This window comes from Tardiphaga sp., from assembly GCF_028290785.1.
In the GTDB taxonomy this organism is placed as follows: Bacteria; Pseudomonadota; Alphaproteobacteria; order Rhizobiales; family Xanthobacteraceae; genus Tardiphaga.
In genome coordinates, this window is the sequence record NZ_JAQGJD010000054.1 from 24,442 (window position 1) to 38,935 (window position 14,494).

Below are 14,494 nucleotides of genomic sequence, written 5' to 3' on the forward strand. Positions count from 1 at the left end.
TCAGCGCCTGGGACCTTGTGGTCAGCGGCAATCCAACGCTGATGGCAATTGTCAGGCTGTCGCTGGCGGTTAGTCTGACAGCGGCGGTCATCGCCGGTGCCGTGGGTATGCCACTCGGCGCGTCGCTGGCGCTGACGCGGTTCCCGGGCCGCGCCACGCTGATAGTGCTGTGCAATGCCATGATGGGCTTGCCGCCGGTGGTGGTCGGGCTTGCCGTGTATCTGCTCCTATCGCGATCCGGTCCGCTCGGCGCCATGGGCATCCTATTCACGCCCGCGGCGATGATCGTGGCGCAGACGATCCTGATTGTGCCGATCATTGCCGCGCTGACCCGGCAGACGGTGGAGGACCTCTGGTCCGAGTACTCCGATGAACTCAATTCGATGGAAGTCGGCCCCGTCGGCCGCGTCGCAACGCTGCTATGGGACGCACGCTACAGCCTAATGACCACGCTGCTGGCCGGTTTTGGCCGAGCCATTGCGGAGGTCGGCGCGGTCATGATCGTTGGCGGCAATATAGACGGTTTCACCCGCACGATGACCACTTCAATCGCACTCGAAACGTCCAAGGGCGATCTGCCGTTGGCTATGGGGCTGGGGCTGGTGCTCATTTGCATCGTGCTGGCCATCAATGCCGCAGCGTGGGTGGCCCGGCTGTGGTCCGAACGGCAGGCAGGATGATCATGCGGGCGCCATCCAGTGAACTACCTCTAGTGCTCGACCGCATCTTGTTTAAGGCGGGCGTGGCAACAATTCTCAATCACCTCAGCCTCACCATCGCGCCCGGCGCGCCCACGGTCATCGTTGGACCGAACGGCTCCGGCAAGACGACGCTGCTTCGACTCTGTATGGGGCTGATTGCACCGACCGACGGCAACATCACTTGGGGCGGCCGTCGACAGGCCTCGATGGCGCGCCGGGCCATCGTATTCCAGCGGCCAGTGATGCTCCGCCGTAGCACCGCCGCGAATGTTGCCTACGCACTGGCCAAAGCCGATGTGCACCACAGCCACCGCGCCGCCCGCGTCGATCAACTTCTAGCCCGGGTCGGATTGTTTGACATGGCGCAGCGCGCGGCGCGAAGTTTGTCCGGAGGCGAGCAACAGCGGCTAGCACTGGCACGGGCGCTCGCACGCGACCCCGAATTGCTTCTGCTCGACGAACCCACCGCCAGCCTTGACCCGGCATCGACACGCCGCGTCGAGGAAATTATCCTGGTGGCGGCGCAATCCGGTATAAAGATCGTGATGGCGTCGCACGATCTCGGTCAGGTGCGCCGCATCGCCGGGGATGTGGTATTTCTTGCACGCGGTGCGCTTTGCGAACACAGCAGCGCGGACAACTTTCTCAACCGGCCGACCATGCCGGAAGCTGCGGCCTTTCTGCGCGGCGATCTCGTCATCTAAGCTTTAAAAGGAGCATATGATGCAGAACCGATTTCTATCGCTCGCGCTGAGTTTAGGCCTGGGCGCCGCCACGCTGGTGGCACCCGCGGCCGCGCAGGAAAAGTCGATCATCGTGGCTTCCACCACCTCAACACAGGATTCCGGGCTGTTCGGATATCTGCTGCCGCTGTTCAACGCGAAGACAGGAATCGACGTCAAGGTGATCGCGCAGGGTACCGGCCAGGCGTTAGATACGGCGCGGCGCGGCGATGCCGACGTGGTGTTCGTGCACGCGAAGGCGCAGGAAGAGCGGTTTATTGCCGAGGGTTTTGGCGTCAGGCGTTTCGACGTCATGTACAATGATTTCGTGCTAGTCGGACCGATCAGCGACCCCGCTGGCATCACGGGAAGCAAGGATGTGTCGGCCGCGCTGACGACAATCCAAGCCAAGGCGGCACCGTTCGTCTCACGCGGCGACAAATCCGGCACTCATTTCGCGGAGCTCGCTTTGTGGAAGGATGCTGGCATCGACATCGCCGCCGCCAAGGGCCCCTGGTATCGCGAAATCGGCCAGGGCATGGGCGCAGCGCTTAATATTGCCAATGCTATGAATGGCTACGTGCTGTCCGATCGCGCCACGTGGCTGTCATTTAAGAACCGCGGCAATCTTGTTATCGTCGTCGAAGGGGACCGGCGCATGTTCAACCAGTACGGCGTGATCCTGGTAAATCCCGGAAAGTATCCGTCAGTTAAAAAAGAGTTGGGTCAGAGCTTCGTTGACTGGCTGATCTCGCCCGAGGGCCAGGGCGTCATTGCCAACTACAAGATCGACGGCCAACAGTTGTTTTTCCCCAACGCCGAGAAGAAAGCCTCTTGAGGCGTGCGGTAAAAGTCTGAGCTTCTGACTGGACCCCCGCGCCTGCTCTCCGTTCGTGGGCCGTTGAGGGCTTGGCGTTCTCGGCGCCGATCCGCTCTCAGGGCGCGTTATTCGGCTCGGCTCTCGGTGCTCAGTTCGACGTCTCGAGCGTTGTCGGTGTTCCCGACTTTCTGATCAGGAACACGATCCCTTTATCGCCCTTCTCAGTGGCTTCGAGACGGTCGCCCGTCTGTTGGATCAGCACCGGAATATCGATCGCCGCAAGTGGGTCCGTGCAAGTCACTTCCAGGTAGTCACCGACGCTCAGCCGGGCGAGCGCCTTTCGCGTTTTGAGCGCCGGGAGGGGACACTTGAGGCCCGTCAGATCCAATTTCGTGAGCGTCATTTGCATTCAATCCGCAGTCGCTGTTGTGGCTTCTTTTGATGACGCCCGAGAGGCGTCGTAGGTCACGGCGGCTCTTCTTTCCCAAGTCGTCCGACTTGCGGCGACATGCATATATCCGTGCGGCCCAGAATGTCATATTCAGCTAGCATGACCAAACCCAGCGAAGCCACCGCCCCCCTGATCGTGCCGAATCCAGCGGATCCGCGGCTCACCGAGCGCGTCACCGGCACCGACCAGACCGGCGCGGAAACCGAGATCAACGTCCCGGTCGAGCGTCCACTGACGCTGTATCTGAACTCCCAGGAAATCGTCACGATGATGACGATTGGTGATTATCCGGAATACCTGGCACTGGGCTATCTGCTCAACCAAAACATGCTGAAATACAACGACGAGGTCACCGAGGTCGAATATGACGACGATCTCCAAGTGGTCGTGGTGCGCACGGAGCACCACACCAACTTCGAGGAGAAACTTAAGAAGCGCACACAAACCTCCGGCTGCGCCCAAGGGACAGCTTTCGGCGATCTGCTCGAAGCGGTGGAGAATGCGGCACTGCCCAAGGCCGAGTTGCGGACCTCCTGGCTCTATGAGATGACCCGCGCGATCAACACCATGCCGTCATTGTACCTCGAGGCCGGCGCGATTCATGGTTGTGTGCTTTGCAAGCAAGGCACGCCGGTCTGCTACACTGAGGATGTCGGCCGCCACAACGCGGTCGATAAGATTGCGGGCTGGATGTACCGTCATAACGTCGATCCCGCCGACAAGATTCTTTACACGACCGGCCGGCTGACCTCCGAAATGATCATCAAGACGGTGAGAATGGGGATTCCGATCTTGGTGTCGCGGTCAGGTTTCACGGCTTGGGGAGTCGATTTGGCCCGACAGGTCGGCCTGACGCTGGTCGGCCGCGCGCGCGGGAAGCGCTTCATTGCGCTGTCAGGCCAGGACCGCATCACCTACGATCAGAATCTGGAGTTTGTCGCGGAAGAGTCCATGCGCAGCAGGCGCAAAGGCGGCGCCCACGATGACTGATCACTCAAAGACACCCGGCGTGCTACTGGCTGGCGGCCTCGCACGTCGAATGGGCGGCGGAGACAAGCCGATGCGCGAAGTCGGCGGACGGACCATTCTCGCGCGGGTCGTCGCCAAGCTGGCGCCGCAATGCGACGGATTGATCCTAAATGCGAACGGAGATCCCGCCCGCTTCGCGGCGTTTGGCCTGCCGGTGATCGCAGACACCGTCGCGGACTATCCGGGACCCTTGGCCGGCATTCTGGCCGCGCTGGACTGGGCAGCCGTAAATCGGCCGTCCGTGGAATATGTCTGCAGCGCTTCCGCCGACTGCCCTTTTCTTCCTGACGATCTGGTGTCGAGACTGCATGGAGCACGGCTCGCGGAGAACGCCCAGCTTGCCGTCGCCGCGTCCGACGGTCAGTCGCATCCGACAATCGGGCTCTGGAAAGTTAGTTTGCGCTACGAACTTCGCGAAGCTCTTGCCGTCGAGGGCATTCGCAAGATCGACCGTTGGACCGCCCGCTACACGCTCGCCACCGCGCAGTGGCCCGTCGAACCTTTCGATCCATTTTTCAACGCCAATACGGTGGAAGATATCGACGCCGCCGAGCGCTTGGTCGAGCTCTGGGGCATCTAGTGCGCCGGGTCCCGGACGTCGCGAGGGCCTGCCGGTACGCGGGGATTTGGGCTTGCGGTTCAGCCCGACATGGCTGCCGGCGCGCCGTGCTTGTCGGTGACGCGCAACGGACGTAGTTTCGGCGACCATCGGACATTGGGGGGCCACCATGCCGCTCACACTCCGAAGGTGCTTCAGCGGCCGCGCAGAAAGGAGACCATGTAATCCCGATTTTGACGCAACGCTTGCCGTCATCGTTGACTTCGCTCGATGCGGCGGTGGCGACGCTGTGCCGTGGACTGCAGGCCGTGACGCCGGAGCAGGTTCTACTGGCGGATGCGCTGAACTGTATCGCTGCTAACATGCCCCTCCCGGCGCCGTTCCCCCCGTGCGATACGGCCATCCTCGACGGTTGGGCATTCACCTCGGGGCACCTGGTCGGCGCGTCTTCCTATTCGCCCCTGCCGCTCGCTGTCGCGCCGTGCTGGGTTGAAGCTGGCGAACCGATGCCGGAAAGCTGCGACTGTGTGCTCGACGACGATGTCGTTGATGCGTCGGGTCCGTTGGTGCAAGTTGTTTCGGAAGCGTTTCCTGGCCAGGGTGTACGTCGAGCCGGAGGCGATATTGCCGCAAGAGAACCGTTTATCGCGGTAGGGCACCCAATCCGCGTTCTGGACTTGGTACGCGCGCGGGCTGCGGGGTATGCGACGCTGCGGGTACGCCGTCCGCGCCTTCGGCTGACCAACATGTCGACCGATCCCAACAACGGCTTGACCTCGTCAATGATTGGCGAACTGGCGCGCGCTGAGGGCGCGGCGGTCTCGCACGGCGACGCCGCGTGCCTGACGGGCAATCCCTGCGACCTGCTGATCACCATCGGAGGCACCGGGGTCGGCCGCCGCGACGCCGCGGTCACCGCACTGGCGGAGCGCGGCACCGTCCTTGCCCACGGCCTCTCGCTGCTGCCCGGGCGGACCACGGCCATCGGGACCATCGCGAAAGTCCCCGTGATCGCGCTGCCTGGTCGGCCGGATCAGGCGGTGGCAGGGTGGTGGACGCTGGCACTGCCGGCGCTGGACGTGCTCACGAAGAGATTCCGCCGGCCCATGAGGACACTCCCGCTGGCGCGAAAGATCGCTTCCGCCGTCGGCGTCTCCGAAATTGCGCTGCTCAGGCAAACCGATTCGGAGTGGGCACCTTTGACAGTCGGCGACCTCTCGCTGGACGCTATCGCCGGCGCCGATGCGTGGCGTTTGATCCCCTCGGAAAGCGAAGGATTTGCGGCGGGTGCGCTGATCGACGCCTATATGCTAAAAGCCTGATGCTCAAAGCCTTCCTGTGAGTTCCCTATGCCGAATGCACCCGTTACGTCTGTCCGCGAAAGCATAGATCAGGAACAGTTCCTGACGATTCTGTCGCGTGAGGAAGCCATCGCACGGTTCGAGGCGGCACTTTTCCCGCGCGTCGTCGTCAGCGAGTACAGAGCGCTTGCCGACGCGCTCGGCCACCCGTTGGCCGCCGACATCGTTGCGCCGATCGACGTCCCGCCATTCGACCGTTCCAACGTCGATGGTTTCGCGGTGCGCTCCGCCGACCTCGCTAGCGCCGGCGAAAGCGCGCCCGTGCGCGTAAGGCTGAATGGCGAGGTAATCGCCTGCGGCACCGCACCGGTCCAGCCCGTGCTGACGGGCACGGCGACGTCGATCGCGACCGGCGGACCGGTGCCGCGCGGCGCCGACGCCGTCATCATGGTCGAGCACACCCAGCCGTCCGGTCCCCACGTGATCGAGGTTCGCCGCGCGGCCTCGCCAGGCCAGTTCGTATCCTATGCCGGCTCCGACATCGCGCGTGGCGAGATGCTTTTGCGCGCCGGAACCGTGGTCGGGTCGCGCGAGATCGGCATTCTCGCCGCCTGCGGCATCGCTACCGTTTCGGTAGTGCGGCGCCCGCGGGTCGCGGTGATGTCCACCGGCGACGAACTCGTGCAGCCCGGCGAACTGCTGCGGCCGGCAGCGATCTACGACACCAACGGCGCCATCGTCACCGCTGCGGTCAAAGAAAATGGGGGCGACGCTGTTTTCGTCGGCGCAATCGGAGATGACGAACGGCTGCTGGAAAAGGAAATGCGCAATGCGCTTGCCGACAGCGACATGCTTGTCCTGTCCGGAGGAACTTCAAAAGGCGCCGGGGACGTTTCGCACCGGATCATCGCGCGGCTCGGGCCGCCCGGCATCATCGCTCACGGCGTGGCGCTGAAGCCCGGTAAGCCGTTGTGCCTTGCGGTGTGCGACGGCAAACCCATCGTGATCCTTCCGGGCTTTCCGACATCCGCGATGTTCACATTTCACGACATCATCGTGCCGATTCTCCGCCGCCTCGCCGGGCTGCCTCCGCGCGCCGACGCGCAGGTCACAGCGAAGGTGCCGGTGCGAATCGCGTCCGAGCTAGGCCGCACCGAATTCGTTATGGTGTCCCTGGTGGAGGCCGACGGTCGGCTGATCGCCTATCCCGGCGGCAAAGGATCGGGGGCGATCACGTCGTTTGCTCAGGCCGATGGCTTCCTGCGCATCGATGCACTGGCCGATCAGATGCCGTCTGGAACTGAAACTGCGATCACGCTCTTCACGCCACATGTCCGTGTCCCGGATCTGGTGATCGTGGGCAGCCACTGCACCGGCCTGGACATCGTAACCGCTCCGCTGGCGCGTGCCGGCCTGTCGGTGCGCTCGATCTCCGTCGGCAGCCTCGGCGGCCTCGCGGCGGCAAAGCGCGGCGAATGCGATTTGGCGCCGATCCATCTCTTCGACGAAAAGACAGAAACCTATAACACGCCGTTCCTTGCGGAAAGCCTCGAGCTCATGCCAGGCTGGCGCCGAATGCAGGGGATCGTATTTCGCGCCGGCGACAAGCGTTTCGATGGCCTGAGCGCTGAGGAAGCGATACGTGCCGCGCTGGCCGATCCCGCCTGCATCATGGTCAACCGCAACCAGGGCGCGGGCACCCGCATCCTGATCGATCGGCTGCTCGGTTCGGCGCGGCCGGATGGCTACTGGAACCAGCCGAAGTCTCACAATGCCGTCGCCGCGGCCGTCGGCCAGCATCGCGCCGATTGGGGAGTAACCATCGAGCCGGTGGCCCAAGCTGCAGAGCTCGGTTTTATCCCGTTGGCGGAAGAGCATTACGATTTCGCCGTCGTGACATCGCGAAAGCAGCGGCCAGCCGTGCAGGCATTCTTCTCGGCGCTTCGATCGCCCGAGAGCCACGCGGCCCTCGCGAACGCCGGCTTCCGGCCGGCTACGGCCGAGAACTGAGGATCATGGCGCAGCTTTCCGACGACTGTTTTGCTTTTGGCGGACCATTGATGTCGGTGGAGGCCGCCGTTGCCATCATCGCGGCGCGCGTAACGGCCGTCGCGGAAACCGAAAACGTCGGCCTGCTGCATGCCGACGGCCGAATACTTGCCGCCGACGTCGTCGCGCCGCTGCCACTGCCGCCGTTCACCAACTCTGCCGTTGACGGCTATGCGGTGCGCAGTAGCGATCTTGGCACAGGCGAATTGTTACTTCCTGTAAGCGGGCGCGTTCAAGCCGGCGCCGCGTCGCAGCAGCCGATCGCAGCAGGTCACGCCATGCGCATCTTCACTGGCGCGCCTATGCCGGAAGGCGCCGACACCGTGTTCATGCAGGAGGATGTCAAGCTCGACGGGGCCGGCAACGTCCTATTGCCGCAAGGTCTCAAGGCCGGCGCCAATGTGCGGCCTGCCGGCGAGGACGTCGCCAAAGGAATTTCGGCGCTACCTACCGGGTCTCGGCTCCGACCGCAAGACTTGGCGCTGGTCGCGGCCTTCGGCATAGCCCAAGTCAGCGTGCGGCGTCGCATCCGCGTGGCGGTGTTCTCTACCGGAAATGAGCTGACTTCACCGGGTGCATCGCGCGGCACCGCCCAGCAGTTCGATTCCAACCGTTTCATGTTGATGGCACTGCTGTCCCGGCTCGGATGTGAAGTAGCAGATCTTGGCATAATTTCCGACGACTGTGGATTGCTTGCGGGGGCGCTGAGGAATGCCGCCGCGGCGCACGATCTGATCCTGACCTCGGGCGGGGTCTCCACCGGCGAGGAGGATCACGTCAAAGCCGCAGTGGAAAGCGTCGGTTCACTCGTATTGTGGCGAATGGCAATCAAGCCGGGCAGGCCGGTGGCGATGGGTATCATCGATGGTACACCTGTGATCGGGCTGCCAGGCAACCCGGTAGCAAGCTTCGTGACTTTCGCACATGTCGTGAGGCCAACTGTTTTCGCGCTCGCCGGCGCCATGCCACAGAGGTTGGCTCCGATGCCCATACGCGCAGCATTCAGCTACAGGAAGAAGATCGCTCGCCGCGAGTATGTCCGCGTCTCAATGCGCCATGGCGCGGACGGCCTACTCGAAGTCACCAAATTTCCGCGGGAAGGCGCCGGTTTGTTGTCATCGCTGGTGGAGACTGATGGACTAGTTGAACTAGGCGAACAAATCACGCAAGTGGATCCAGGCGACGTGGTCGGGTTTTTGTCCTACGCCAGCCTTTTGTAGTCTTCACCAGCTTTTTGATAGCCAGAGGCCTCTCGGTAACTCAAGGCCTCTAGTGGCCTGCTCGGGCGTTTCAAGCCGTTCGTGTCTTGCAGGGCAGGGGAGGATGTGAGAGTTAAAGCCGCCGCTCATCGCAAACGCAACATCACGCTTTCTTCGGCAGGATCACAGTGAGCTTATCTTAGGGATTGAGCGTCGATTCAAATTCGCAAATCTTTTCATGCTTCGCGGATGTACCTAGCTTTGGGGATGACGTGCGGCGGCGGGCTTGAGTCGGACACATCCGACCGAAGTCGATCCACTAGCCAACTGAATGTAGTTTCGGGAACCGCTCATAGCCTTATTCAGCGTCGCCTTAACGATTGACATAACAGCGGTTCGATTCCGCTAGGGAGTACCAATGATTTCAATTATCTCAAATACTTAGATCGTCGCCGGTGGCTGAATTTCTTGCCATCGCAAGGCCAGCGCCGCGAGGCAGTCGCGCGCAATCGACGTCTCCTCGCTGGTCGGAAGAATCATCACCTCGACCTTGCTGCGTTTGGCGGCGATATCCTGCAAACCGGCCTCGTTGGCGGCTCGATCGATCTCGACGCCAAGCCATCGCAGCCGCGCAGCGATCCGCTCGCGGATCTGGTGGCTGTGTTCGCCAATGCCGCCAGTGAAAACCAGGCATTCGATTCCGCCAAGGCTCGTCGCCATCGCCGCGATTTCCTTGGCGACGCGGTCCACGAACATATCGACCGCCTCGATCGCGTCCGGCTCTTCGCTCACGACCAGCACGCGCATGTCGGCCGAAAGGCCGGAAACGCCGAGCAGACCGGACTCGTTGTAGAGCATCTGCTCGAGCTCATCGGCCGATATGCCGTGCACCTGCTGCAGATAGAGCAGTACACCGGGATCGATCGCGCCGCAACGCGTCGCCATCATCAGGCCGTCGAGCGCGGTCAATCCCATCGTGGTATCGATGCTCGCGCCGTCGCGCATCGCGCAGAGGCTGGACCCGCTGCCGAGATGCGCGACGACCGTGCGCTTTGAAGCCAGTGATAGTTCGGCAAGACGACCGGCGATGAATTGATAGGACAGGCCGTGAAATCCGTAGCGGCGGATTCCCATCTCGTCGAAGCGCCGCGGAATCGCGAAGCGCCGCGCCAGCGGTGCGAGATCGTGATGGAACGCAGTGTCGAAGCAGGCGATTTGCGGCAGTTCCGGCCGCAGCATCATGATTGGCCGGATCGGTGACAGGCTGCGCGGCTGATGCAGCGGCGCCAGCGGCGTCAAGGCGTGCAGCGCCTCGATCACCTCGTCGTCGATGACAACCGGCGCGACGAAATCCTGTCCGCCATGCACGATGCGATGGCCGATCGCCAGCAACTCGTCGCTGGCGAGATAACCATCGACCCAGGTCAGGATATCGTCGAGCAGCCCGGTCTCGTCGCCGTGCTTGGGCTGATGCTTGTCGAACAGCAACTGCCCGTCGGTATCCTTGATCGTTAGCCGCGGCTCGGCGTCGTGTTCATCCAGCAGCCCCTTGCACAAAAGTTGCGGGCCACTCGCGGTGACGTCGAACAGCCCGAACTTGATGGTGCTCGATCCGGCATTGAGAACCAGGATGGCGTCGGACATGGCGGCTTCAGTCTCCCGCTTTTGCGGCCGTGCCATAAGGCCAATCCCAATCGCGAATGGCCGGCATGTCCTCGCCGTGGGCGCGAACATATCGGGTGTGCTCGATCAGGGCATCGCGGAACTGCTGCTTGATCGCAGCGGCGGCGACGCCGAGGCTAGGCACGCGTTCGATGACGTCGATCGCCAGATGAAAGCGATCGAGCCGGTTCAGCACCACCATGTCGAACGGCGTCGTGGTGGTGCCTTCCTCCTCGAAGCCGTGCACATGCATGCGCTCGTGATTGGCTCGGCTGTAGGTCAGGCGGTGGATCAGATGCGGGTAGCCGTGGAACGCGAAAATCACCGGCTTGTCGCGCGTGAACATGCCGTCGAAGTCGCGGTCGTTGAGTCCGTGCGGATGTTGCGTATCCGGCTGCAGCGTCATCAGATCGACGACGTTGATGACACGAATGTTCAGATCCGGCACCACCTGCCGCAGCAGATCGACCGCGGCGAGGGTTTCCAGCGTAGGGACATCGCCGCAACACGCCATCACCACGTCGGGTTCGTTGGCGACGCGCTCGTTGCTGGCCCATGGCCAAATGCCGATTCCGGCGTCGCAATGCGTGGCGGCCTGGTCCATCGTCAGCCATTGCGGCGCGGGCTGCTTGCCGGCGACGATGACGTTGATGCGGTCATAGGTCCGCAGCACGTGGTCGGTGATCCACAGCAGGGTGTTGGCGTCCGGCGGAAAATACACCCGGACGACATCGGCCTTCTTGTTGACGACATGGTCGATGAAGCCGGGGTCCTGATGGCTGAAGCCGTTATGGTCTTGGCGCCAGACATGAGAGGTCAGAAGATAGTTCAACGAGGCGATCGGGCGGCGCCAAGGCAGGCCGCGCGACACCTTCAGCCATTTGGCGTGCTGGTTGAACATCGAGCCGATGATGTGGACGAAGGCCTCGTAGCACGAAAACAGGCCGTGGCGCCCGGTCAGCAGATAGCCTTCCAGCCAGCCCTGACACAGGTGTTCGCTCAGCACTTCCATCACCCGGCCGTCTTGCGCCAGATGCACGTCGTAAGGCTCGATGCCCTCCATCCACTGCCGCTCGGTGACCTCGAACACCGCGTCGAGCCGGTTCGAGGCGGTCTCGTCCGGCCCCATGATGCGGAAGTTGCGTTGCTCGGCGTTCAGCGTGATCACGTCGCGCAGGAACTTGCCCATCTCGCGGGTCGCCTCGCCGAGCACGGCGCCGGGCTTGGGTACGTCGATGGCGTAGTCGCGATAATCGGGCAGCTTGAGCTCGCGCTTCAGCGATCCGCCATTGGCGTGCGGATTGGCGCCCATGCGGCGGTTGCCGTCCGGCGCCAGCGCCTGCAATTCCGGCAGCAGCCGGCCGGCGTCGTCGAACAGTTTTTCGGGCTGGTAGCCGCGCATCCATTCTTCAAGCAAGCGGAGATGTTCGGGATTGCCGCGCGGGTTGCTGATCGGCACCTGATGCGCGCGCCAGAAGCCTTCGACCTTGAGGCCATCGACTTCCTTCGGTCCGGTCCAGCCCTTGGGGCTGCGCAGCACGATCATCGGCCACTTCGGTCGGGCCTTGTTGCCGTCGTCGCGGGCGGCCTGCTGAATGGCGCGGATGCGGGCGAAAGCGGTCTCCAGCGTTTCGGCCATCAGCCGGTGCATGGTGGCTGGATCGCTGCCCTCGACGAATAGCGGCTCGTGGCCGTAGCCCTCGAACAGTTTTCGCAGTTCGTCGTCGGCCATGCGGGCAAGCACGGTGGGATTGGCGATCTTGTAGCCGTTGAGATGCAGGATTGGCAGCACGGCGCCGTCATGGACGGGATTGAGAAACTTGTTGGAATGCCAGGAGGCGGCGAGCGCGCCGGTCTCAGCTTCGCCGTCGCCGATGACGCAGGCGACGATCAGATCGGGATTGTCGAACGCCGCGCCATAGGCATGCACCAGCGCATAGCCGAGTTCGCCGCCCTCGCTGATCGAGCCGGGCGTCTCCGGCGCAGCGTGGCTGGGAATACCGCCCGGAAACGAGAACTGCCGAAACAGCTTTTGCAGGCCGTCGGCATCGCGGCTGATGTCGGGATAGATCTCGCTGTAGCTGCCTTCGAGATAGGTGTTGGCGACCATGCCTGGGCCGCCATGTCCGGGTCCGCAGACATAGAGCACGCTGAGATCGTCCGCGCGGATCGCGCGATTGAGATGGGCGTAGACAAAATTGAGTCCGGGGGTCGTTCCCCAATGGCCGAGCAGCCGCGGCTTGACGTGCTCGCGCTGCAATGGCTGGCGCAGCAACGCATTGTCGAGCAGATAGATCTGTCCGACCGACAGATAGTTGGCGGCGCGCCAGTAGCGATCGATCAGATTGACTTCATCGTCGCTCAGTGGCGAACGATTGGGTGAAATATCGTGCATGGCGGAACCTTTCGCCAGCGAACCGAAACATCGGCCTGGCTGGCTGTGCTGCATTTTCGTTCGTCGCTGAATTCGATGCCCGCCAACAGCGGCTGGAGTCCGTGCCGGTGGTCGTACAGTGGCAGATTTTTGTGACAGTCTGCGCGGTAACTATCGTGGCCTGGCGGGGACTTACTTGACGGCGGCGCCGTCGAGGTCGGCATGTACACAGTACGACGGCATTGAGGCGAAACGGTATCCTGTCGCTGTTCGCGATGTATCCTATCGCGTGCACCACCGAAGCGCGAGCCCATGCCGGTGATAGGGGGCGGATCTATTTCGGGCTTGCCGTCTTGCGTCGTCTCGTGCTGTTGAGGTTGGCAGCGTGCCGCGCCGGCCGATCGTTGTCGGCACCTCATCTTGACGAAACCCGAGACCCCGGACATCCCATGCGAATCCTGAACGTCGCCGCCGCCCAAATGGGGCCGATCCAGAAGGCGGAGAGCCGCGAAACCGTGGTGAAGCGGATGCTGGCGCTGCTGGCGGAGGCCAAATCGAAAGGCGCCGACCTCGTTGTCTACCCTGAGTTGGCGCTGACGACGTTCTTCCCGCGCTATTATATGATCGACCAGAAAGAGGTCGATACCTGGTTCGAATCCGAGATGCCGAATGCGGCGGTCCAGCCGCTGTTCGACGCCGCCGCCGCGGCGAACATCGCGCTGTCGATCGGCTATGCCGAACTGACGCCGGACGGCCATCACTTCAACACCCAAATCCTGACCGACCGAACCGGCAAGATCATCGGCAAATACCGCAAGATCCATCTGCCCGGTCATGTCGAATTCGACACAGAGCGTGCCTTCCAGCATCTCGAGAAGCGGTATTTCGAACCCGGCGATCTCGGCTTCCCGGTATTTCGCGCGCTCGGCGGCATTTTCGGCATGTTGATCTGCAACGACCGGCGCTGGCCCGAAGCCTATCGCGTCATGGGCCTGCAGGGCGTCGAAATGGTCGTGCTCGGCTACAACACCCCGGCGATCAATTCGCAGCGTTCCGCCGAAGGCCCGGAGCAGCGGCTGTTTCACAACCGGCTGTCGGTGCAATCCGGCGCCTACCAGAATTCGACCTTCGTGGTCGCGGTCGCCAAGGGCGGCGATGAAGACGGCTTTCCGCTGATCGGCGGCAGCCTGATCGTCGATCCCAACGGCGTGATTCTGGCGGAAGCCAAGACCGAAGGTGACGAATTGCTGGTCTGCGCCTGCGATCTCGACGAGACGGCGTTCGGCAAGAAGACCATCTTCGACTTCGAACGTCACCGCCGCATCGAACATTACGGCCGCATCACCTCGCAGACCGGCGTAATCTTGCCGCCGGAGTGATCCCGGATTTGCGACAAATTCAGCTGTCGTCCCGGCAAGCGAGCCTGCGAGCGCAAGCCGGGACCCATAGCCTCTGTCTTATCGACGATGCTGTGGCTCCGCCGCCTTCAAACCATGAACTCGGAGGCTATGGGTCCCTGTGTAGTTTTGATCTGTCATGATGGGCTGCGGGCGGTATGCCGTTGGGTCCCTGGTCGCGAAGACCGTGAGCCGGCCTGGCACCCGCCCGCTTCTGCACCACCCAAACC

At 62.8% G+C, this 14,494-nt stretch carries 12 protein-coding genes; 9 read left to right on the top strand and 3 right to left on the bottom strand.

Annotated features, from left to right (window positions below; translation table 11 throughout):
• The first annotated feature begins 41 nt into the window (after positions 1–41).
• Genes JWR89_RS03085 through JWR89_RS03095 form a run of 3 tightly spaced genes read left to right on the top strand, consistent with a single transcriptional unit; the run spans position 42 to position 2,261 of the window.
• The gene (locus JWR89_RS03085; protein ID WP_299711733.1) at positions 42–680 is read left to right on the top strand and encodes an ABC transporter permease; all 639 of its coding nucleotides are present in this window, start codon (positions 42–44) and stop codon (positions 678–680) included.
• Between the two features lie 2 nt (positions 681–682).
• Entirely contained in the window at positions 683–1,405 is a 723-nt protein-coding gene (locus tag JWR89_RS03090) for an ATP-binding cassette domain-containing protein (RefSeq protein WP_299711736.1), read from the top strand.
• Between the two features lie 19 nt (positions 1,406–1,424).
• Complete coding sequence (locus JWR89_RS03095; RefSeq protein WP_299711700.1) at positions 1,425–2,261, top strand: substrate-binding domain-containing protein; 837 nt, start codon at positions 1,425–1,427, stop codon at positions 2,259–2,261.
• 130 nt (positions 2,262–2,391) lie between these two features.
• On the opposite strand, the gene JWR89_RS03100 is transcribed toward JWR89_RS03095, so the two are convergent.
• Positions 2,392–2,646: a sulfurtransferase TusA family protein gene (locus JWR89_RS03100; protein ID WP_299711703.1), complete on the bottom strand. Its 255-nt coding sequence runs from the start codon at positions 2,644–2,646 to the stop codon at positions 2,392–2,394.
• 147 nt (positions 2,647–2,793) lie between these two features.
• On the opposite strand from JWR89_RS03100, the gene fdhD reads away from it, so the two are divergent.
• From fdhD to glp, 5 genes are all read left to right on the top strand, one after another.
• The gene (fdhD, locus tag JWR89_RS03105) at positions 2,794–3,684 is read left to right on the top strand and encodes a formate dehydrogenase accessory sulfurtransferase FdhD (protein WP_299711706.1); all 891 of its coding nucleotides are present in this window, start codon (positions 2,794–2,796) and stop codon (positions 3,682–3,684) included.
• Positions 3,677–4,303, top strand: a complete 627-nt coding sequence (gene mobA, locus JWR89_RS03110) for a molybdenum cofactor guanylyltransferase MobA (RefSeq protein WP_299711739.1) — start codon at positions 3,677–3,679, stop codon at positions 4,301–4,303. Before fdhD ends, mobA begins: the two co-directional genes overlap by 8 nt.
• A 236-nt stretch (positions 4,304–4,539) precedes the next feature.
• On the top strand, positions 4,540–5,604 hold the full coding sequence (locus tag JWR89_RS03115; RefSeq protein WP_366142961.1) for a molybdopterin-binding protein: 1,065 nt from the start codon (positions 4,540–4,542) through the stop codon (positions 5,602–5,604).
• Positions 5,605–5,631: 27 nt separating this feature from the next.
• Entirely contained in the window at positions 5,632–7,593 is a 1,962-nt protein-coding gene (locus tag JWR89_RS03120; RefSeq protein WP_299711712.1) for a molybdopterin biosynthesis protein, read from the top strand.
• Between the two features lie 5 nt (positions 7,594–7,598).
• Complete coding sequence (glp, locus tag JWR89_RS03125; RefSeq protein ID WP_299711715.1) at positions 7,599–8,852, top strand: gephyrin-like molybdotransferase Glp; 1,254 nt, start codon at positions 7,599–7,601, stop codon at positions 8,850–8,852.
• A gap of 420 nt (positions 8,853–9,272) precedes the next feature.
• Here glp and JWR89_RS03130 read toward each other — a convergent pair whose 3' ends face one another.
• Positions 9,273–10,475, bottom strand: coding sequence for an acetate/propionate family kinase (locus tag JWR89_RS03130; protein WP_299711718.1), 1,203 nt, complete (start codon positions 10,473–10,475; stop codon positions 9,273–9,275).
• Positions 10,476–10,482: 7 nt separating this feature from the next.
• A complete protein-coding gene (locus JWR89_RS03135) occupies positions 10,483–12,888 on the bottom strand; it encodes a phosphoketolase (RefSeq protein ID WP_299711721.1) in 2,406 nt (801 codons plus the stop codon).
• 428 nt (positions 12,889–13,316) lie between these two features.
• Between JWR89_RS03135 and JWR89_RS03140 the strand changes: the two genes are divergently transcribed.
• Positions 13,317–14,246: an N-carbamoyl-D-amino-acid hydrolase gene (locus JWR89_RS03140; RefSeq protein ID WP_299711724.1), complete on the top strand. Its 930-nt coding sequence runs from the start codon at positions 13,317–13,319 to the stop codon at positions 14,244–14,246.
• Positions 14,247–14,494: the final 248 nt, after the last annotated feature.